At 57.5% G+C, this 18934-nt stretch carries 23 protein-coding genes; 4 read left to right on the forward strand and 19 right to left on the reverse strand.

The window, feature by feature from the left end; all coding sequences use genetic code 11:
- Positions 1-8: 8 nt before the first annotated feature.
- From flgH to Q1A44_RS01860, 8 genes are read right to left on the reverse strand one after another with little or no spacing between them, the layout of a single operon-like run.
- Positions 9-746, reverse strand: coding sequence for a flagellar basal body L-ring protein FlgH (gene flgH / locus Q1A44_RS01825; protein ID WP_299618716.1), 738 nt, complete (start codon positions 744-746; stop codon positions 9-11).
- Positions 743-1162: a flagellar basal body P-ring formation chaperone FlgA gene (gene flgA, locus Q1A44_RS01830; RefSeq protein WP_299618719.1), complete on the reverse strand. Its 420-nt coding sequence runs from the start codon at positions 1160-1162 to the stop codon at positions 743-745. Before flgA ends, flgH begins: the two co-directional genes overlap by 4 nt.
- On the reverse strand, positions 1162-1947 hold the full coding sequence (gene flgG, locus Q1A44_RS01835) for a flagellar basal-body rod protein FlgG (protein WP_299618722.1): 786 nt from the start codon (positions 1945-1947) through the stop codon (positions 1162-1164). The genes flgA and flgG overlap by 1 nt, the downstream gene beginning before the upstream one ends.
- A 10-nt stretch (positions 1948-1957) precedes the next feature.
- Positions 1958-2677: a flagellar hook-basal body complex protein gene (locus Q1A44_RS01840; RefSeq protein WP_299618725.1), complete on the reverse strand. Its 720-nt coding sequence runs from the start codon at positions 2675-2677 to the stop codon at positions 1958-1960.
- A gap of 1 nt (position 2678) precedes the next feature.
- Positions 2679-2948, reverse strand: a complete 270-nt coding sequence (locus Q1A44_RS01845) for a flagellar biosynthetic protein FliQ (RefSeq protein WP_299618728.1) — start codon at positions 2946-2948, stop codon at positions 2679-2681.
- Positions 2949-3233 (reverse strand): flagellar hook-basal body complex protein FliE, encoded by a 285-nt coding sequence (gene fliE / locus Q1A44_RS01850; protein ID WP_299618731.1) that lies wholly within the window; start codon positions 3231-3233, stop codon positions 2949-2951.
- A gap of 26 nt (positions 3234-3259) precedes the next feature.
- Complete coding sequence (gene flgC / locus Q1A44_RS01855; protein ID WP_299618734.1) at positions 3260-3652, reverse strand: flagellar basal body rod protein FlgC; 393 nt, start codon at positions 3650-3652, stop codon at positions 3260-3262.
- A gap of 12 nt (positions 3653-3664) precedes the next feature.
- The gene (locus Q1A44_RS01860) at positions 3665-4057 is read right to left on the reverse strand and encodes a FlgB family protein (protein WP_299618737.1); all 393 of its coding nucleotides are present in this window, start codon (positions 4055-4057) and stop codon (positions 3665-3667) included.
- Positions 4058-4139: 82 nt separating this feature from the next.
- On the opposite strand from Q1A44_RS01860, the gene Q1A44_RS01865 reads away from it, so the two are divergent.
- Positions 4140-5516 carry a FliI/YscN family ATPase gene (locus Q1A44_RS01865; RefSeq protein ID WP_299618740.1) on the forward strand — a complete coding sequence of 459 codons (1377 nt, stop codon included), beginning with the start codon at positions 4140-4142 and terminating at the stop codon, positions 5514-5516.
- A gap of 103 nt (positions 5517-5619) precedes the next feature.
- On the opposite strand, the gene Q1A44_RS01870 is transcribed toward Q1A44_RS01865, so the two are convergent.
- From Q1A44_RS01870 to Q1A44_RS01895, 6 genes are all read right to left on the reverse strand, one after another.
- Positions 5620-6408: a DUF1217 domain-containing protein gene (locus Q1A44_RS01870; protein ID WP_299618744.1), complete on the reverse strand. Its 789-nt coding sequence runs from the start codon at positions 6406-6408 to the stop codon at positions 5620-5622.
- Positions 6409-6411: 3 nt separating this feature from the next.
- Positions 6412-6813, reverse strand: a complete 402-nt coding sequence (gene flbT / locus Q1A44_RS01875; RefSeq protein ID WP_299618747.1) for a flagellar biosynthesis repressor FlbT — start codon at positions 6811-6813, stop codon at positions 6412-6414.
- On the reverse strand, positions 6810-7187 hold the full coding sequence (flaF, locus tag Q1A44_RS01880) for a flagellar biosynthesis regulator FlaF (RefSeq protein WP_299618750.1): 378 nt from the start codon (positions 7185-7187) through the stop codon (positions 6810-6812). Before flaF ends, flbT begins: the two co-directional genes overlap by 4 nt.
- 72 nt (positions 7188-7259) lie before the next feature.
- Positions 7260-8579: a flagellin gene (locus tag Q1A44_RS01885; RefSeq protein WP_299618753.1), complete on the reverse strand. Its 1320-nt coding sequence runs from the start codon at positions 8577-8579 to the stop codon at positions 7260-7262.
- A gap of 207 nt (positions 8580-8786) precedes the next feature.
- A complete protein-coding gene (locus Q1A44_RS01890; protein ID WP_299618756.1) occupies positions 8787-9146 on the reverse strand; it encodes a flagellar biosynthesis protein FlgN in 360 nt (119 codons plus the stop codon).
- On the reverse strand, positions 9136-9417 hold the full coding sequence (locus tag Q1A44_RS01895; protein ID WP_299618759.1) for a rod-binding protein: 282 nt from the start codon (positions 9415-9417) through the stop codon (positions 9136-9138). Before Q1A44_RS01895 ends, Q1A44_RS01890 begins: the two co-directional genes overlap by 11 nt.
- A gap of 116 nt (positions 9418-9533) precedes the next feature.
- Here Q1A44_RS01895 and Q1A44_RS01900 point away from each other — a divergent pair, with 116 nt between their 5' ends.
- A complete protein-coding gene (locus tag Q1A44_RS01900; protein ID WP_299618762.1) occupies positions 9534-11447 on the forward strand; it encodes a flagellar hook-length control protein FliK in 1914 nt (637 codons plus the stop codon).
- 3 nt (positions 11448-11450) lie between these two features.
- The gene (locus Q1A44_RS01905; RefSeq protein WP_299618765.1) at positions 11451-12119 is read left to right on the forward strand and encodes a flagellar hook capping FlgD N-terminal domain-containing protein; all 669 of its coding nucleotides are present in this window, start codon (positions 11451-11453) and stop codon (positions 12117-12119) included.
- On the opposite strand, the gene Q1A44_RS01910 is transcribed toward Q1A44_RS01905, so the two are convergent.
- Genes Q1A44_RS01910 through Q1A44_RS01930 form a run of 5 tightly spaced genes read right to left on the reverse strand, consistent with a single transcriptional unit; the run spans position 12116 to position 17386 of the window.
- Positions 12116-13435, reverse strand: a complete 1320-nt coding sequence (locus tag Q1A44_RS01910) for an FAD-binding oxidoreductase (protein ID WP_299618769.1) — start codon at positions 13433-13435, stop codon at positions 12116-12118. The genes Q1A44_RS01905 and Q1A44_RS01910 overlap by 4 nt on opposite strands.
- Positions 13432-14250 carry an ABC transporter permease subunit gene (locus tag Q1A44_RS01915; RefSeq protein WP_299618772.1) on the reverse strand — a complete coding sequence of 273 codons (819 nt, stop codon included), beginning with the start codon at positions 14248-14250 and terminating at the stop codon, positions 13432-13434. The genes Q1A44_RS01910 and Q1A44_RS01915 overlap by 4 nt, the downstream gene beginning before the upstream one ends.
- Positions 14247-15122, reverse strand: coding sequence for an ABC transporter permease subunit (locus Q1A44_RS01920; protein WP_299618776.1), 876 nt, complete (start codon positions 15120-15122; stop codon positions 14247-14249). The genes Q1A44_RS01915 and Q1A44_RS01920 overlap by 4 nt, the downstream gene beginning before the upstream one ends.
- On the reverse strand, positions 15119-16243 hold the full coding sequence (locus tag Q1A44_RS01925) for an ABC transporter ATP-binding protein (RefSeq protein ID WP_299618779.1): 1125 nt from the start codon (positions 16241-16243) through the stop codon (positions 15119-15121). The genes Q1A44_RS01920 and Q1A44_RS01925 overlap by 4 nt, the downstream gene beginning before the upstream one ends.
- A 60-nt stretch (positions 16244-16303) precedes the next feature.
- Positions 16304-17386 carry a polyamine ABC transporter substrate-binding protein gene (locus tag Q1A44_RS01930; RefSeq protein WP_299618782.1) on the reverse strand — a complete coding sequence of 361 codons (1083 nt, stop codon included), beginning with the start codon at positions 17384-17386 and terminating at the stop codon, positions 16304-16306.
- A 147-nt stretch (positions 17387-17533) separates the two neighbouring features.
- Between Q1A44_RS01930 and Q1A44_RS01935 the strand changes: the two genes are divergently transcribed.
- Positions 17534-18931: an aspartate aminotransferase family protein gene (locus Q1A44_RS01935; protein WP_299618785.1), complete on the forward strand. Its 1398-nt coding sequence runs from the start codon at positions 17534-17536 to the stop codon at positions 18929-18931.
- The last annotated feature ends 3 nt before the right edge of the window (positions 18932-18934 follow it).

The raw sequence follows: 18934 nt of genomic DNA on the forward strand, positions 1-18934 counted from the left end.
GCGGCCCCCTAGAACGGCAACACGGCGTCCAGCACCTGCTGGCCGATACGTGGTTGCTGAACATCTGTGATTTGTCCGCGACCGCCATACGAGACACGCGCCGAGGCGATCTTGTCATATGTGATCTCGTTCTTGCGCGAGATGTCTTCAGGTCGGACATAGCCGGAGACCAACAGCTCTCTCATTTCGAAGTTCACCCGCAACTCTTGCGAACCTGCAATCGACAATACCCCGTTCGGCAAGACGTCGATGATCGTGGCCGCAACCCGCAAGGTCAGCTTTTCGTTGCGCCGCACCGACCCATCACCTGTAGAATTGCTGCCGGAATTAATCGACACCAATTCAGACGAACTTGCCCCTTCCGGGAGGCGTTCATCCAGCCGTTGCGGGAGGCCGATCAGTTGCGGCACACCGAGAGTTTCCGAACCCGAGCGCGACCGGTTTGTTCGATTAGAGATCTCTGCTTCATCGTCGATTTCGATCACGACGGTCATGATATCGCCACGCTGAATGGCCCGGCGATCCCCCAAAAGGGAGCCGCGATGCCTGCTCCAAAGTGACGCCTGATCAATGGCCGAACGTTCCTCGACCACCGTTGGCAAACTGCTGGCAACCATGGCTGTGTGCTCGCGCGTTTTCAGCGGATCGGAAAAGGATGGCGCTTTGCCGAGGTGATCTCCGCGACCGCAGGCCACCAATCCAAGGCACAACAAAGCGCCGCATGCAGTTCTTGCCCGGTTTTTCATTGTGTCACCTTTACCGTTCCATCCGCTTGCACGTATCCAAAGAGTGTTGCGCGCGAACTGAGATTCATGATCCGCACCCGGTCGCCAATGCCGCCACGCTCAAGGGCGCGACCGTCTGTGGCGATCATCAAGCCGTTCCCTTCAAACCGCAGCGAAACGATCTGATTGCGATTGATGAGGGCCGGCGGGCCGATTGCATCAAACGGAATAGGCCGACCAGCATAAAGAGCCGTACGCGCCTCTTGCCCCGCCACATCAGAGATGCGGTCAAATGCACCGGGCCGCTCGCCCGGTTTGACTGTCAGGTCTGCGGGCGCAATCAACGTTCCGGGCCGCAGGGTGCGCACCGGCGTAACCACATCGGACACGGCTTGCTGCCCGCACAGAACCACCAAAAGGATCAGAGCAAACCGCATCAACGCACCTGCGTCATTGCGCCCATCATCTGATCGGCGGCAGAAATCACCTTGGAGTTCATCTCGTAACCCCTCTGTGCGGCGATCAGTTCAGTCACTTCGCGCACCGCATCAACGGAGCTGTCTTCAAGATAGCCTTGGCGCAAACTGCCCAGCCCGTCCTGGCCCGGGGTCGACACCAAAGGTGGCCCTGACGCTTCAGTTTCGGCAAACAGGTTGCTGCCCATCGCCTCCAAGCCCTTGGGATTGGTAAAGCCCGTGAGATCGAATTGACCCACCAACTGCGCGGCCGTTGCGTCAGCGAAATAGGCGTAGACTTCGCCATCCGCATTGATCGACAGGCTGCGCGCATCGGCTGGGATCACGATCTCGGGTGACACAGGATAACCGTCGGAAGTCACAATCACACCTTCGCCAGTGCTTTTGAGAGCACCATCGCGGGTATAGGCCGTTTGGCCTGACGGCAGGGTCACCTCCAGGTAGCCCTTGCCATCAATGGCCACATCCAAGTCCCCGCCAGTCGCCGCCAGCGAACCCTGCGCCAGGTGCACCGAAACCGCAGCCGGACGCACACCCAAACCCAGTTGCACACCGGTCGGCAGAACCGTGCCATCAGAGGCGTTGATCGAACCGGGGCGCACCATTTGTTGATAGTGTAGATCGGCAAATTCTGCGCGACGCGCATTGTAGCCGGTGGTGCTCATATTCGCGAGATTATTGGAAATCGTCTCGACCCGCATCTGCTGGGCCAGCATTCCAGTTGCAGCGATTTGTAGGGCGCGCATGTCAGTCTCCTCAGTTGGATTTCATCATCGCGTCCATCGCACGGCGCACGCGTTCATCTTCGGAATCAAGAAAGCTCTGACCCATCTCGTAAGACCGTTGCACTTCAATCATGCGGGCCAATTGCGAGATCGGATCAACGTTGGACGCCTCCGCAAAGCCTTGCAGGACACGGGCGGTTTCAGCAGGTTCAAAGCCGTCATCGGCCCGAAACACCACTCCACCTTCACGTGCCATCATTGTCGGATTAGTGGGAACCACGACAGCAATTTGACCGACAAGAGCGCCATCCGCACTGATCGTGCCATCGGTTCCGACGCTGATGGTTTGGGCATCAGGCGGGACAAAAATAGGTGCACCACCCGCATCCAAAACCGGAAAACCGTCATGAGTGACCAGGTCACCTTCTCCGTTCGGGGTAAAGCTGCCCGCCCGGGTGAGCCGTTCGCCGCGAGGCGTTTCAATCAGAAAGTAACCGTCGCCCTCAATGGCGAAATCAAACGTGCCGCCGGTTTCATTCAACGCCCCCTGCACCAGAGAGGTCTGGCGCACGTTGCCGTTGCCCATCGACAGCGACCCGCCCCCCTGAATACTTTGCACATATTCGGAGAACACAACGCCTTCCTGACGAAAGCCCGTCGTAGCCGCATTGGCAATATTGTTGGCGACCACTTGCATTTCACGCATTAAGCCCGACTGACGGGTCAACGTGATGTATCCGGTGCTGTCCAAATTATCCTCCTATGATCAATGGGATGATGCGATCTTGAAAGAACGACACCATGGTTTGGGTCATGAAGCCCATCGACATCCAGAATACGATCACGATGGCCGCTAGCTTGGGCACAAAGGTCAGTGTCATTTCCTGGATCGAGGTCAGCGCCTGTACCAAACCGATAGAAACACCCGCGACCAAGGCCACGGTCAGGATCGGAATGGAAACCAGTACCGCCACCCAAAGCCCTTGCCGCAACGTGTCGAAAAAGATCACTTCGTTCAGCATCTAGACAGGCATCCGCAGGATTTCCTGATACGCCTCAACAACCTTGTTGCGCACGGTCACGGCCGTCTCGACGGCCAACTCGGTTTGAGCCAAGGCTTGGACCAGCGCATGCGGGTCTGCATCGCCAGTCATCGCCTGTTTGGCCACTTTTTCGCCCTGTGCCACCGTCTGGGCGAAATCCATGGCGACACGGCCAAACATGCTGCCCCCGTCCTGGGTCGATGGTTCGGTTGCGGGGCGGGATGCCGCGTATTTCTGTACCGCTGAGAGTGCTGCAATATCCATTCTGGATCTCCTTTCAAATGCGCCGCTTAACGGCGCAACAACTGCATCAGGCTGGACGACATCTGTCGCGCCTGCTCAAACATCTTGAGGTTTGCCTCATAGCTGCGCTGCGCCTCACGGGCGTCCGCAAGCTCGATCAGAAGCTCAACATTGGACCCTTGATAATGCCCGGTCTCATCCGCCATCGGGTGGGACGGATCGTGGATCAGTTCCAGCTCGCGCATATCGAGCGACACGCGGCCCGCTTCAACCTCGGCAACACCTCGAGAACCGTTGAACGCCGTTTCAAAAGCAATGGTTTTGCGCCTGTATCCTGGCGTATCCGCGTTCGAGATGTTCTCGGACAAATGCCGCAAACGCGAAGACTGGGCTTGCAAGCCGCTGGCTGAGATTGACAAGGCTTTGGCAAATTCGCTCATCTCCCGCCCTCCTTATTGTCGGCCAAGGCTGCTGCGCAGCACGGTTATGGCGGATTTATAGATGGCGAGGGCGCGGTCATGCTGCCGCTTGGCATCCGTTCCGCGCAGCATTTCAGTCTCGATCGAGACGGTATTTCCATCCGGTGAGGCAAAAGTTTTGTCCTGCACCATAATGTCCGCCACCGCACCAGCCCGGACGCCGTGCAAGTGGCCATCCCGCGTGGCGCGTGCCATTTGACCACCCGTTTCGCGCGGCGCATACATGTCCTTAAAACTGGGGAGATCGCGGGCGATATAGCCCGGTGTGTCGGCATTGGCGACATTTTGGGCAACGACAGCCTGCTTTTTCCCGGCGTGCACTGCCATTGCGTGGGCCGTTTCAAAGACGGCGAGGTTCTGGAACATCGGGGCTTCTCCCTCGAGTGATTTCAATCAAGGCTTAACCCTGATTCCTTTAAAAACAGTTTGCAGACATCCGGAGGATCCGATGCGGCGAGCTGTTCGACTGAAAACCCTGCAATCGCAATTAGGTGCGCTTGAAATCACGCGCAGTGTTGGGCGCGTCACCCGCGTTCAAGGTGGCATTTTACAGGTGACGGGGCTGGATCATATCGCGCGCATTGGCGACCGCGCCGAAGTTTCCTGCCGCGATGGCAAGGTTCTGAAAGGTGAGGTTATTCAACTCACACCAGAGGGAATAACGTTGCTGCCGGATGCCGCAGTGGATGGGGTGGCAATGGCGGATCGCGTGGTGCTGACCCGCGGCGGGACAATCGCGCCGGACTCAAGCTGGGTTGGCCGAATCATCGATCCAGACGGCAATCCGCTGGATGGTGCGCCCGTGATCAGTGGTGCACTTGCCCGACCTTTGCGCTGCGCACCGCCTGCCGCCGCCACGCGCAAGCCGATGGGCGCACGTTTGAACACCGGACATATCGTTTTTGACACGATGTTGCCAATTGTGCGTGGTCAGCGGGTCGGCCTGTTTGCAGGTTCCGGTGTCGGAAAAACCAGCCTGATGGGCGAGTTTGCCAAACGCATTACCGCAGATATCGTCGTGATCGCAATGATTGGCGAGCGCGGGCGCGAGGTGCGCCATTTCGTCGATAGCGTTCTCGGCCCAGAGGGGCGGGCGCGCACAATTGTCGTGGCCGCAACCTCCGATCAATCCCCGCTGATGCGCCGCCGGTGCGCTTGGACGGCGATGGCCGTAGCCGAGCATTTCAGGGATCAAGGATTGTCGGTATTGTTTCTCGCCGATTCGATCACGCGGTTTGCAGAAGCTCACCGCGAAGTGGCCGTGGCCGCTGGCGAAGCGCCGGTTCTGCGTGGATTCCCGCCGACAACGGCCCATCTGATCATGTCGCTTTGCGAAAGAGCCGGCCCCGGGTCAGACACGCAAGGCGACATCACGGCGGTGTTCAGCGTTTTGGTTGCCGGATCAGATATGGATGAACCCATCGCCGATATTCTGCGCGGTGTGCTGGACGGGCACGTCGTTCTGGACAGATCAATCGCGGAACGTGGCCGTTTTCCGGCGGTTGACGTACTGCGTTCCGTTTCCCGAAGCCTGCCTGCGGCCGCGACCGACGAGGAGAACAAGACAATCGCCCAGATACGAAAGTACTTCAGTACTTATGCGCAGAACCAAATGATGATTTCGGCGGGCTTGTATACGCAAGGAACGGACAACGAAATTGACCAGGCAATACAGCTCTTCAGCCCACTGGACGAAGCAATGGCAGTCGCGCATGATCAGGACCCTGCGCACAGCTTTGACCAAATACGTCTAATTCTCAGACGTACAGGCCGTGCCAGCAATACAAAAAAGGCCCCGATGCCGATGGCGCGTCAATCAAGTTAAAGATGATTTGGCGTCGCAATAAACTCTGTTGGCCAGGTGTGGGAAGTGTTCTTCAAAAAGTGTCGTTTCGGTGTCCAAGTTGCGGGCGGAACTACCAGGCCTCTCAACTGCTCAGCAGTGTGAGCGCGATCGCTGCACCACTGGCACCGTTTCCAAATGAGCTCAATTGCGACCTTGCAAAGTAAGTTGAAATCACATTGTCGAGCACCTCTGGATCAGCAAATTGAGATGGATCCGTTACCCCGAAAATTTCTGCGCTCCGATCTTGAAAGACGGTTAACTGTTGGTCGATGTCCACCTGGCCAAACGCCGTTGGAAGCCCGAGCGCGGTTTCAAACAAGCTGCGAAGCGGCGGCTGTCCCATGATGGTAAACCATTTGGAAGCATCACTTCCTTCCGTGCCGACGACCTCGCCCATTGTCCGCTCCGCATAAAGCGCAATGCGCATTGTGTCGTCTTGCGCGCCGGTTGCCACTTCAAAGCTGTTGGCCTGAAATCTGGCAATAATATCGCCCGCAAAATCTGGTGATAGCGCGCCTGGAATTTCACCCGGACCAAGTCCAAAAGCCGCCGAAAAATCTTGGTATCGGCTGTCAGTAAAGCGGTTGGCCAAAGCGTCATCCGCAGTGGTGCCATCGCTCAACATCTTTTGGATAAAGAAACTGTTGTTAATGTCATCCTGCAAACCAAACGCGCCCAACGCGACGGTCAAAAGACGACGATCCGCCACCAGGTCTTCGGCGGAGGTCACACTGCTGATATTCTCGGCAAAATACTCGGTATCTCGTTTAAGCGCGACTGACTGATTGAAGGTTTCAAGCTGACGATCATAGGTGCGCTGCAAAAACTGCCAGCCACTCAGCCCGGATGAAGGAAGGACAGGTTGGAACATGTCTTACGCTCCAGCTGCCAACAACCGCTCTTCCCGCGGCAACAGAGTGCGCAACGCCTTCAGGCACCGATAATAGTCACCGTCGACAAGTGCGTGAGACGCCTGATCAAGATGTTTGCGGCTGTCGTGGTCAATAAATACCTGGCTCAACTCTTCGACGCTGCGCAGCAAATTGCGACGTGCTTCAGCTGGTTCTGCATCCCCGGACAACACAAGTTGAACAGCATAGCAGACACGTCGGACAGGCGTTTTCGCATCTTCAGGATGGATCGCGTCCCGCAGGCGCAGAATATTGGCATCCGGGGTCATGATGGCGAGGCGACTGCGCCGGTCTCCATTCTCGATCACAGCACCATTAATCAAAATGCGTTCTCTGGGGCTCAGCTTGAGAATGAGACCACTCATTGCGAAGGTCCTTCCTTTTTCAGGCCACGCAGGACGGCCATATTTATTTCGAGCAGCGGCATGATCGATGCTTTTTCCCGCAATATCTTGCGCGTGTGATGTTGTGTAAATTCTGCAAGATATAAGATGCGCGCTTTCAACTCTTCCGGCAGTGGATTGTTCTTGTCGACAATGTCCACAACCAAGGCAGCCCAAAGTTTCTGGTTGCGATGCAGCGCCTCTGCATAGCCAGGAAAATCCGTTTTTGACCGAACAGCCGTGTCGCGAAGCTGTTGCGTCACGCGCGCGATGACGTCGTATTCGGCACGGCGGCCGTTTCGTGTGGAAACAGCGTTTTCCGCATATCCGCGCAGGGCCTGAGACGTAGCGTTCACGTATTCACCTATGTCAAATGGAGAGAGAAGTGTGGGCCAGGCGATGGGTCACCAACGCCTGGCCCTTTTGGATTAGCGGAACAGCGACAGGATTGTCTGCGGCGCCTGGTTCGCGATCGACAGCGATTGCACGCCCAGCTGCTGTTGGGTTTGCAGGGCCTGCAAGCGCGCCGACACTTCTTCCATATCCGCATCGACCAACGAACCGATACCCGACTTGAACGAGTCTGTCAGATTGCTGACAAAGTCAGATTGCGTTTCGATGCGGTTCTGTACTGTACCAAAGGACGCAGCGGCGTTGATCGACTGCTCAATCAGGCCATCGATCGCAGTCAGCGCGGACGCAGCACCCGAATCCGATGTCACATCAAGAGTCGAAAGCGCTCCGAGACCACCGGTCGACGCGGTTGAACCGGGCGTACCACCATTTTGGAACACGGCGCCAACATCCACGTCACCCGCCGTTGCACCGGTCGAGAACGTCAGCGTACCAGCGGCAATATCAACCGTTACACCGTAACCATCAGCGCCGTCTGTTGCGGCGTCAAAGAAGGCTGTCAGCTGGTTTGCCAAGCCGTTGATCACATCTGCCTGACCATCCTCCGCACTCGCGACGAACTGGAAGTCACGACGGCCTGTCGCAGAACTGCCATCGGCGGTGTTGATCGACAGACCATCCAAAGTCAGTTGGTAGCTGTTGCCAGCAGAGACCGCGCCAAAGGCTACAGTCGTGCTGTTACCACCCGTCACTGTGACAGAGGAAACCGGGTCAGTGGCCGCGGCAGCAAAGCCAGTGTTGGCCGCACCAACCTGAATTGCGTCATTGGCCAATGGCTGAGTGGACACACCTGTACCAAAGGCCTGTGCACTTGCCGGTGTCGTTGTGGACAGGTTCTGGCGCACAACATCAATTTGGCCCGCGGTCACTGCACCACTGTTGTCCCGGTTGAGAGAGGACAGGATCTGGACGTCTTCGGTGCTGGTGCCGTCAATCAGGTTCAAACCGTTGAACTGAGCCGCCGCCACGACCGAGCCGATCTGTTCCGTCAGGGCCGTGATGTCTTGTTGGATCGAATCGCGATCAACGTTCTCTTCCTGTGCAGCAACGATCCGACCTTTGACATCGTTCAGCAGATCAGTGATCGTTTCAGACGCGTTTGCTGCTACGGCCACGGTGCTTTCGCCGAGCGAAAGACTTTCAGACACGGCCTTGAAACCGGCGACATCGGATTCCATCACTTTGGAGATCGCCCAAACGGCCGAGTTGTCTTTGGCGCTTGAGACCGATTTGCCGGTCGAGATCTCGTTTTGAGTCATCGACAGGTCTTTGTTGATGGATTTCAGCGTTTGCAACGCAACCATTGCGCTGTTGTTTGTAAGAATGCTCGACATGTGCATTTCCTTTTGTCACGGCGCTTTGCGCCAAGGTTTACGTCCCGCCCCCCCGTGGGACGGACCAATTGCCGTTCTGACAAATGCACTCCCCTTCATCGGGGTCATGCGCCACTCGCGTTGAGTGCAGGCGCACCATGCCGTCTATTTGACTAATGCTTCCCTAAGCGATCTCACTCTTGTTGTTCGCATTTGATTCAACCGTCTTCACGCCCGCTTTTCGATCGAACGATTCACGCCCAAATCCACTGCCTTTTTGCAGCCGCGCGAATCGTAAGTGTCCAAGGACTGACGTACCCGCCGAATTGCGGCCAACCGACGGGAAACGGATCGGATGCCATCCAGCGCAGTGTTCAGCAGGGCCTGATTGCGTTCTACCTTGGTATTCAGTGCTGCAAGACGCGCAGTATCCTCGGCATCCAGCGCGTTCAGCTGGTCGATCAATTCTTCTTTGCGTAAATGCAGGCGCGACACCTCTTCGATATTTCCTGCCAACAGCGCCGTACGCTCCGCATCCAAAAGGTCGTCCATAGAGTCTATAGTACCCTGCAACGTATCAGCGGTCATTTTCACGCTCCTTCAATGCATCAAACAGGGCCTCAGCGAGGCCAATGCCACCAGCCTCGACCATTTCTTCGGCCTGCGCCTGCACCAAGAAAGACGTAAACTGGTCCTCTCCAGTGCCGCCGCCAAAGCCGGATCGGCTTTCGCCCAAACCCGCCGCTTTCAGCATTTCGGCCAGAAACGTCGCCTCTAGCTTTTGTGCCGCACCACGCAAAGCCGCGTCTTTCGACTGCGGCTGGGCCACGGAAGCGGCTCCAATCAATTGCATCTCCATCCAGGTTTCCTTTCAATTCTACAGATTTTTCTGATGATGCACGCAAAGCGGTAAAGAACCAGTAACCATCCACAGGCCATGTTGCGCCAACGCGAAAGAATTCGCCGGAGACGCATATGCAGATCACAGTTTTGTCCAATCTGACCGCCGCAAGGGACAAGGCGCAGGCGAATGCCGACGCGCCGCAGTCACTCTCGCGAGATGGTCGCACCGATTTCGCAAATGTGTTTCGAAATGAAGGACGCGACGCTGACGCGGGGCAGCAACAAGTGATCAAAGAGGTCGTGGAGCCGTTGGCGAAGAATGAGGCGACGGCTCCATCTGAAACGCCAGAATCAGAGATTCATCCGTCGCGTTCCGCCGCGGGACAAGACGATGCTCCATTACTTTCAGCTGAAGACGCATCTTGGGATACCAACCAAGCGACTGACCTCGAAGAGACGAACGGATTTGAGGAAAAGGCTGCTTTGGCGACTCCCGATCGACCGAACAGAGCCAAAAGCCTCAGTGAAACTGTTGCCACAGCGTTTATGATGCCGACTACCGTGCCAGAAATCGATCCCGGACCGGCGGAAGCGCTCACTATGCCCGAGCCAGGTGGGGACGAACGCATCGCAAAATTGCCTCCGGCCCACGCGAATTGGCAACAGCCAGAAAACACGGAGGTCTTACCTCAAATGAGGGGGCCGGCTGCAGATCAACCCGATGCCGGTCGCACAAATCCAAAGGGCAGCGCCGCTCATTATTTACCGATCAACGACCTGCAAAAAGCTCGTCCAGCCCACGCCAACAATGCGCCAGTTGTGAAAGAGCCAGAGAATTTTCTTGTGCAGCCCCGGCTCACAGCAAGCCCACCGTCTACGCGAACGCCGCACACCGTTGCAGCGTCAGCGAGTGAAGCGGCCGGTCTCTTGCGCGTACAGCCGCCCACATCTCCAGCAGCTACAACGGCCGCAATTCAAACATCCGGTCCAACAAAAACGGATACAGGCACACAACTTATTGCGGCCATTCAGGTAACTGCGAATACGGTTGGTTCGAACGTCGAGGAGAACTCCGGTGCGGTGCCCACGCAACCCAACAGTCACAACTCTACCGTTTCTCCAACGGCCACAGCCCGCGAGGTTATGCCTGTTTTCACGACATCAAACCCAAAATCGACTGGTGTCTTGGCCCACACCGAAATAGCTTTTGCACAGGCAGCAAACGCAGACCCGAGGCCGCGCCCGATTGAAAGCGACCTTAAGGCTCGCCGGTCACAGCGCACCGCATTGCCAGTTGCAAACCAACCAGCGGCGCATTCAAACACCGCTCAACCTACCGAGCCAACTGCGCCCGCATCAACTCAGATTTCTGTGCCACAGGCCCGCAAGATCGTGGCCTTGTCGGACCACCGCGACGGCACGGTGTCGCACAACAGCCAGCCTTCAAACGGTGACCCGCGCCAAATAAAGGCACCAAGACCAACCGTTTCGGTAGCCAGCACACAGGCGACGACACAACCTTTGGCGGTGCGCATCTCTGATCCATTCCAAACGCTCAGTGGTGAGGCCGTAGAAAACATCGCTTGGGATATTCGCCCTCACACCACGACAACCACGCAAGTCTTGCAAGCCCGGCCAGAAATGCCCACCCAGCTTGCCCAACAAATGGCTCAAATCCTGCACCGCAACCCGGACAGACCGCTTGAAATCGCGCTGAACCCGGCCGAGCTTGGGCGCGTCCGCATGACGCTGACCGCGAGCGAAGCAGGCATCACAGTCAACATTCTTGCGGACCGCGCCGATACGTTAGACCTGATGCGACGCAACATCGACGATCTGAGCCAGTCTTTTTCCGACCTGGGCTATGACGAAATCGCCTTTGCCTTTGGTCAAAGTGGTGATCCTGCTGACATGGATGGCGACGGCGATGGTGGCGACCCGGATGCAGTCGCGCTGACTCTAGAGTCCGCTGACGACACGTCGAACGATATTCCCAACACACCCCGCCTGGCGATCGTTGCCGAGGGCGTAGACATAAGGCTTTGACCGATGGAACTGAACCAGATCGCACCCAGCGCGAATACCACATCCCAATCTGCTGCCGCAGCAAGCAGCAGCGTGCTCAGCTCTGATTTCGAAGTGTTTCTGCAAATGTTGACGGCACAAGCGCAGTATCAGGATCCCCTCGAACCTATGGACAACTCGGAATATGCCGCCCAGCTGGCGCAGTTTTCGATGGTCGAACAACAGGTCACAACAAACGATCTGATGGAACAGTTGCTGTTCAACCTTGGCACCAGCGATATGTCCAGCGCGGCAAACTGGATTGGAATGGAGGCGTTGGTCACAGGCCCCGCACAATTTGAGGGGGATTCGGTTACAATTGCGCCCAATCCACCAATCACTGCCGACACCGTCGTACTGATCGTGAATGATGAACAGGGCAATGAGGTTCAGCGCGTGCCGATGCCAACGGGCGCGGAACCCTTTGAATGGACGGGCCTTGACGATGACGGCGTGCCCTTGCCTCACGGCGAATACACCTTCCAGATCGAGAGCAGTGCAAATGGTGAAATCCTGGTGACCGAACCCGCAATGTCCTATTCCCGCGTCACCGAAGCGCGCATCGAAAACGGTACAACTCTGTTGGTGTTGGAAAGTGGCTACATGATCCTGGCCAACAATGTCGCGGGCCTGCGCGAGCCGCCCGTGACCTAACCGCACCTGTCCCTCAGCCCGAGGGCCGCATAGACCGGTGGCATGATCGCACGGCGGAATTGGCCTAATGGAAACCGCGCCACAGGCCGCTGCACGGCTTTTGGATATAACGCTGGCGTCTGCCCTTGTGCCAAGTCGGCCAGGGTGCGGCCCGCAAAGCTGCCCATGGCAACACCATTGCCGTGGAAAGCAAAGCCCGCCAGCAAGTGTGGATGACCGGGCACCGGGCCGACAAATGGCATTTGATCCCTTGTCAGACACACGAAACCAGACCAGCAATGCGTGACATCCACGTGCGCCCAGGCCGGAAACATGCGTTGGAAGTCACGAACAACCGCAGCGCGCGCCTGCACCTCCGCACACTCAGACGACCTTAGCCCGCCGCGCATCCCGATCAGGAAACGGCGATCCGGCATCAAGCGGAAATAGTGCAAGAGATTGCGGGTATCATAGGCCATCTGATCTATGTGCCAGCCCTGCGCCGCAATCTCGTCATCGGTCAGTGGCCGGGTAACCATCACAGTCGATTGCGTCGGCATATAGCGCGCGGCCATCCAGCGCGGCAGATCCTCGCTGGAATAACCGTTGGTCGCCAGAATGATCCGTTCAGCACGCACCCTGCCTTGATCAGTCGTAACAACCGGGCCGTCAATGGCCACCACAGTACTGCGCTCGAACACCTGCGCCCTTGCGCGCAGCGTCGCATCCAAAAGCCCGCGCAGATATTTGCGCGGGTTCAGCCCGAACCCGACCGGCGTGGTCAACGCACCATGAAAGGGCCCCCTCATTCCTAGGGGACGCAACTGATCACTGGCGATGAGTTCGGCTGTCACCCCGTAATTCTCGGCCACTTTTTCCGCTTCGGCCTCTAACGCAGCCACATCCCGCGGCCGATGTGCCAACAGGGTTTCACCCCTTGAATGGCGGTCAACATCCCAGCCGTACATATCAATCAGCGCGCCAACCAGCTCGACTGCGGCACGTTCAGCGCGCCGCCATTCCAATCGTCCGTCCTTACCGAAACGGCGATCAAGCATGGCATCCGACGCTTTGCCGCCGCCCAGACAACAGAACCCGCCATTGCGCCCGGATGCGCCCCAACCGATGTGTTTTGCCTCGATAAGGGCGACCGATGCGCCGGATTGCGCCAGATGCAATGCAGCGGACAGGCCCGTAAATCCGCCACCGATGATCGCCACATCACACGTGATGTCACCGCCAAGCACCGGCTGCGGCGGCAAATCACAGGTCTCGTCCCACCAGCACCCGTCACGGGGACCTTCACCATAGGCATAGTCGGAAAAGATGCGCTTCATGCGGTGCGCGCGGCCTGTTGCTCGTCCCGTTTGGCGCGAAGGGCCGCCTGTTTGCTGGCCAGTGATGCCGCAATCACGCCAACCGTCACCAACCCGATCAGAATCGTGCTGAGCGCATTGATCTCGGGACTGACGCCGAGGCGAACAGACGACCAGATTTTCATTGGCAAAGTCGTGGCGGACGGACCGGAGGTGAAAGACGCAATGACCAGATCATCAAGGCTGAGCGTGAATGCCAAGAGCCAGCCAGAAATGACCGCAGGCGCAATAATCGGCAGAGTGATCAGACGGAACGCCTCAAACGGCGAGGCCCCGAGGTCAAGTGCCGCCTCTTCGAGTGATTGATCGAAGGTCATCAGCCGCGACGACACCACGACCGACACAAAACACATAGAGAAGGTCGTATGTGCCAGCACAATGGTCAGCACACCGCGATCCAGCCCAATCCCGATAAACAGCAGCAAGAGCGACAGACCAGTGATCACTTCGGGCATCACCAGCGGGGCATAGATCATTCCAGAAAACAGGGTCCGGCCAAAGAACCGCCCGCCGCGCACCAGCACATAGGCTGCCATCGTGCCGAGGATGGTGGCGATTGTCGACGACAGCACGGCGACTTTCAGGGTCACCCAAGCCGCATCAAGAAATGCGTCATTGGCCAACAACTCGCCATACCACTTCGTCGAAAACCCGGCCCAGACCGTCACCAGTTTGGATTCATTAAAGCTGTAGATCACAAGGATCAGCATCGGCACGTAGAGGAACACGAACCCCAGGGTCAGCGAAACGACATTGAAGGGACTGAGGCGGTTCATCCCTCGGCCTCCGCCTGGCGTTGTTCGTTGCGTTGGAAGAGCACGATGGGGATGATCAGGATCAGCAGCAGGATCACTGCAACAGCTGAGGCGACAGGCCAATCGCGGTTGGAAAAGAACTCTTCGAACAGGACCTTACCGATCATTAAAGTGCCCGACCCACCCAAGAGCGAGGGAATCACGAATTCGCCCAGCGCCGGGATAAACACGAGAAAACAGCCCGCGATGATGCCGTTTTTCGACAGCGGGATGGTGACCAGCCAGAAGGCTTTGAGCCGGGAACAACCCAAATCTTCGGCCGCTTCGATCAGTGACCCGTCCAGCCGGTCCAAAGCCGAATAGATCGGCAGGATCATAAACGGAAGATAGGTGTAAACGATGCCAATATAGACCGCAGTATTGGTGTTCAGGATGGTCAGCGGTTCACCGACGATACCAGTCCACATCAGGAACTGATTCAGGAACCCTTCGGTCGACAGGATGCCGATCCACGCATAGACCCGGATCAGAAACGACGTCCAGAACGGCAGAATGACCAGCATGAGCAAGGTGGGCCGCCATTGTTCGGGCGCGCGGGCCATCGCGTAAGCCATCGGATAGCCGACCATGAGCGTCAGAATGGTCGAAATCAACGCGATCTGGAGCGAGCTCAGATAAGCTTTCCAATACAGATCATCTTGGGTCAGAAAGACAAAATTCTCGAAATCCAGCTGCGTGAGCATGTTCCAGATGCCGTCTTTCGCCGTGGGCGTATAGGGCGGAATGGCCAGCGCAATGTCAGACAGCGAGATTTTGAAAACGACCGCAAACGGAATCAGAAACAGCGCCAGCAGCCAGACATATGGTACCGCTATGAGAACGCCGCGCTTCATTGGTCCAAAAGCACTCCGGCGGTTTCTGTCCAGCTGATCCAGACCGGGTCTTCCCAGGTGAAATCACGGCGCGAGATCCGGCGGGTGTTGGCGACTTGTGCCTTGATAATCTCACCGCTGGCGAGTTCCACGTGATAGGTACTGAGGTTCCCGAGATAGGCGATATCAAGCACTTTGCCCTGCACCGCATTGTCGGCTTGCGGCTGTCCGGAGTGGATCGACACTTTTTCCGGGCGGATCGCCAGATGACAATTCTGGCCATCGGAAAAAGGTCGGTTGCTGACAGCGTGAAGGGGGCTGTGCCCATCGGCCCAGTTGATTTGGTAACGGTCCTCTCCTGCGGCTTTGGTCGTACCGCGGATGATGTTTACGTCCCCGATAAAATCCGCGACATAGACGCTTTGCGGGGCCTCATAGATATGCTCTGGCGTCGCCACCTGCATGATCCGCCCCTCGTCCATTACGGCCACACGACTGGCCACGGTCATTGCCTCTTCCTGGTCATGAGTAACGATGACAAAAGTGGTACCGGTCTTTTCCTGAATATCCATCAGTTCGAACTGCGTCGCCTCGCGCAATTTGGCATCCAGTGCGCCCAGTGGCTCATCAAGCAACAGCAGCTTGGGCGCTTTGGCCAGGGACCGAGCGAGGGCCACGCGCTGGCGCTGGCCACCGGAAATCTGATGCGGTTTGCGCTTGGCGAACTTCTCAAGCCGGGTAAGCTTGAGCATCTCTTCGACCCGGGCCGAAATCGCGCCTTTGTCACGGCTTTCGCGCCTCAAACCAAAGGCGATATTTTCCCAGACAGACAGATGCGGAAACAAGGCATAGGACTGGAACATCATGTTCACCGCCCGCTTGTTCGGGGGCACGCCTGCGATGTCCTGACCAGCCAGTTCAATGGCACCCTCAGTGGGGTTTTCAAACCCGGCCAGCATACGCATCATCGTTGTCTTGCCACAGCCCGATGGACCCAACAGGGCAAAGAATTCCTGCGCAAATATATCCAGCGTCAAATCATCAATGGCTGTGAAGTCGCCAAAGCGTTTGGTCACGTTGCGAAACCGGATGAGCGGTTTGGCGTCCGGGTCGTCCCAGGGGGCGAAAACAGTCTCTGCCAAGGGGAATTCCGTTCAAAATGAGATGGGCGCGAGGGGTCCCTCGCGCCCAGAGATCGGGGCTTAGGTGCCCGATTTGACCTTGGTCCACATGCGCGTCACAGTCCGTTGAACGCGAGCCGGATAAGGCGTGGTCGTGTACAGGTTTTCCAGCGTTGCCTCGTCGGGGTAAATCGCCGGATCACCGATCACATCCTCGACCAGAAACTCCTTGGAGGCGGCATTGCCGTTGGCGTAGTACACGTAGTTCGACGCCTGCGCCATGTTCTGCGCATCCATGATAAAGTTCAGGAATTTGTGTGCGCCTTCTGGGTTCGGGGCATCCGCGGGAATGGCCATTTGGTCAAACCACATCAGCGCACCTTCGCTGGGCGCGTTATAGGCGATTTCTACGCCGTTCTCGGCTTCTGCCGCCCGGTCGCGGGCCTGAAGGATATCGCCGGACCAGCCAAAGGCCACGCAGATGTCACCATTGGCCAGCGCGTTGATATATTCCGAGCTGTGGAATTTCTGCACATAAGGGGCCACACCAGTCAGGATCGGCTCGGCCTTGGCAATGACCTCGGGGTCATGGCTGTCGGGGTCTTCGCCAATGAACTTCAGCGCCGCCGGGATCATCTCGGTTGGGGCATCCAAGAAATGCACGCCGCAGGCTTGCAACTTTTCCATGTTGGCGGGGTTAAAGATCAGCTCAAGCGAGCCAAGCGGCGCATCCGCGCCCAGGATTTCCTGAACCTTGCCCACGTTCACGCCGATCCCGGTGGTGCCCCACATATAGTTGATCGAATAGGCGTTGTCGGGGTCGTATTGCGCCGTACGCGCCTCGACCACATCCCACAGGTTTTCGGCATTGGGCAGCTGGCTCACGTCCAGTTTCTGGAACGCCCCCGCGCTGATCTGGCGTTGCAGGAAGGTGCCGGATGGCACAACAACATCGTAACCGGACGACCCGGCCAGCATCTTGGTCTCCAACACTTCGTTGCTGTCAAAAACGTCATAGATCAGGTCAAGACCCGTCTCTTCCTCGAATTTTGTCAGCAGTTCCTCGTCGATATAATCAGACCAGTTGTAAACGCGCACCTCATCGGCAAGCGCAGCCCCGGTCAGGGCAACGATTGCAACGGTGCTCAGCATCATCTTCTTCATGGTGTACTCCCGTAACACGCCCGGTTTTTCCGGGTCCGCCATTATGAAACCAAGTTTTTTGACGGGCGTCCAGCGGCATCGCAGTTGGCGCATTGACGGCGCGCGCGATGCTCATATTCTCGGCACGTTCAAATCTCAGAGGTTTCCATGCCCGCAATCACCAACCACCTGCCCACGTCCGAGCTGCAAGCGCTGGACGCGGCGCATCACATGCACCCCTTTACCGCCGGGGGCGAATTGGCAGCCAAAGGAGCGCGGGTCATCACCCGGGCCAAGGGCGTGTATCTGCATGACAGTGAGGGCAACGAAATTCTGGACGGTATGGCGGGCCTCTGGTGCGTGAACATCGGCTATGGCCGGGGCGAACTGGCGGATGTGGCCGCCCGGCAAATGCGCGAATTGCCTTATTACAACACGTTTTTCCAAACGACCCACGTCCCCGCGATTGCCCTGGCCCAAAAGATCGCGGAACTGGCCCCAGGTGATCTGAATCACGTGTTCTTTGCCGGATCCGGGTCCGAGGCGAACGACACCAACATCCGCATGGTCCGCACCTATTGGGCGATCAAGGGCAAGCCGACCAAAACTGTGATCATCAGCCGCAAGAACGCCTATCACGGGTCGTCCGTCGGGTCCGGGTCTTTGGGGGGCATGACGCCCATGCACGAACAAGGTGGCCTGCCCATCCCCGACATCCACCACATCAATCAACCCAACTGGTGGGCCGAAGGGGGCGACATGACGCCCGAAGATTTCGGGCACGCCCGCGCTCAGGAGTTGGAGCAGGCGATTCTCTCCCATGGCGAGGACCGCATCGCCGCGTTTATTGCCGAGCCGATCCAGGGGGCGGGCGGCGTGATCATCCCGCCCAGCACCTACTGGCCGGAAATCCAACGCATCTGCGACAAGTACGAGATCCTGCTGATCGCGGATGAGGTCATTTGCGGTTTCGGTCGCACCGGCAATTGGTTTGGTTCACAGACGCTCGGGATCAAACCGCACATCATGACGATCGCCAAGGGCCTCAGCTCTGGCTACCAGCCCATTGGTGGCTCGATTGTTTGTGACGAGGTGGCCGAGGTGATCGGCTCGGGCGAATTCAACCACGGCTACACCTATTCCGGGCACCCTGTGGCCTCTGCCGTGGCTTTGGAAAACCTGCGCATCCTCGAGGAAGAACACGTGATCGACCATGTTCGCGACGTGGCGGCACCGGCCCTGGCCGAGATGTGGCATAGCTTGAATGATCACCCGTTGGTGGGCGAGACAACGATCACCGGCATGATGGGTTCGCTTGCGCTGACGCCCCACAAGGAAAGCCGCGCAAAATTCGCAATGGATGCGGGCACCGCTGGCTTCATGTGCCGCGAGCGTTGCTTTGCCAACAACCTGATCATGCGCCACGTCTATGATCGCATGGTGATCTCGCCCCCGCTTGTGATCAATCCTGACGAGATTGTAGAGATGGGTAAACGCGCGCGCCTGGCACTAGACGAATGCTACGCGCAGTTGAAAGACGGTGACATGCTCAAACCGGCCGCGTGAGTT

This window comes from uncultured Tateyamaria sp. (assembly GCF_947503705.1).
Classification (GTDB): Bacteria; Pseudomonadota; Alphaproteobacteria; order Rhodobacterales; family Rhodobacteraceae; genus Tateyamaria.

Excerpts from the sequence above, each read along its gene's own strand:
- Q1A44_RS01865 (WP_299618740.1), top strand. The coding sequence starts at position 4,140 with ATGCGGCGAGCTGTTCGACTGAAAACCCTGCAATCGCAATTAGGTGCG.
- flgC (WP_299618734.1), bottom strand. The coding sequence starts at position 3,652 with ATGAGCGAATTTGCCAAAGCCTTGTCAATCTCAGCCAGCGGCTTGCAA.
- Q1A44_RS01905 (WP_299618765.1), top strand. The coding sequence starts at position 11,451 with ATGGAACTGAACCAGATCGCACCCAGCGCGAATACCACATCCCAATCT.
- fliE (WP_299618731.1), bottom strand. The coding sequence starts at position 3,233 with ATGGATATTGCAGCACTCTCAGCGGTACAGAAATACGCGGCATCCCGC.
- flgG (WP_299618722.1), bottom strand. The coding sequence starts at position 1,947 with ATGCGCGCCCTACAAATCGCTGCAACTGGAATGCTGGCCCAGCAGATG.
- flgH (WP_299618716.1), bottom strand. The coding sequence starts at position 746 with ATGAAAAACCGGGCAAGAACTGCATGCGGCGCTTTGTTGTGCCTTGGA.
- Q1A44_RS01930 (WP_299618782.1), bottom strand. The coding sequence starts at position 17,386 with ATGAAGAAGATGATGCTGAGCACCGTTGCAATCGTTGCCCTGACCGGG.
- flbT (WP_299618747.1), bottom strand. The coding sequence starts at position 6,813 with ATGAGTGGTCTCATTCTCAAGCTGAGCCCCAGAGAACGCATTTTGATT.
- Q1A44_RS01915 (WP_299618772.1), bottom strand. The coding sequence starts at position 14,250 with ATGAACCGCCTCAGTCCCTTCAATGTCGTTTCGCTGACCCTGGGGTTC.
- Q1A44_RS01920 (WP_299618776.1), bottom strand. The coding sequence starts at position 15,122 with ATGAAGCGCGGCGTTCTCATAGCGGTACCATATGTCTGGCTGCTGGCG.
- Q1A44_RS01900 (WP_299618762.1), top strand. The coding sequence starts at position 9,534 with ATGCAGATCACAGTTTTGTCCAATCTGACCGCCGCAAGGGACAAGGCG.
- flgA (WP_299618719.1), bottom strand. The coding sequence starts at position 1,162 with ATGCGGTTTGCTCTGATCCTTTTGGTGGTTCTGTGCGGGCAGCAAGCC.
- Q1A44_RS01845 (WP_299618728.1), bottom strand. The coding sequence starts at position 2,948 with ATGCTGAACGAAGTGATCTTTTTCGACACGTTGCGGCAAGGGCTTTGG.
- Q1A44_RS01860 (WP_299618737.1), bottom strand. The coding sequence starts at position 4,057 with ATGTTCCAGAACCTCGCCGTCTTTGAAACGGCCCACGCAATGGCAGTG.
- Q1A44_RS01870 (WP_299618744.1), bottom strand. The coding sequence starts at position 6,408 with ATGTTCCAACCTGTCCTTCCTTCATCCGGGCTGAGTGGCTGGCAGTTT.
- Q1A44_RS01895 (WP_299618759.1), bottom strand. The coding sequence starts at position 9,417 with ATGGAGATGCAATTGATTGGAGCCGCTTCCGTGGCCCAGCCGCAGTCG.
- Q1A44_RS01935 (WP_299618785.1), top strand. The coding sequence starts at position 17,534 with ATGCCCGCAATCACCAACCACCTGCCCACGTCCGAGCTGCAAGCGCTG.
- Q1A44_RS01885 (WP_299618753.1), bottom strand. The coding sequence starts at position 8,579 with ATGTCGAGCATTCTTACAAACAACAGCGCAATGGTTGCGTTGCAAACG.
- Q1A44_RS01910 (WP_299618769.1), bottom strand. The coding sequence starts at position 13,435 with ATGAAGCGCATCTTTTCCGACTATGCCTATGGTGAAGGTCCCCGTGAC.
- Q1A44_RS01890 (WP_299618756.1), bottom strand. The coding sequence starts at position 9,146 with ATGACCGCTGATACGTTGCAGGGTACTATAGACTCTATGGACGACCTT.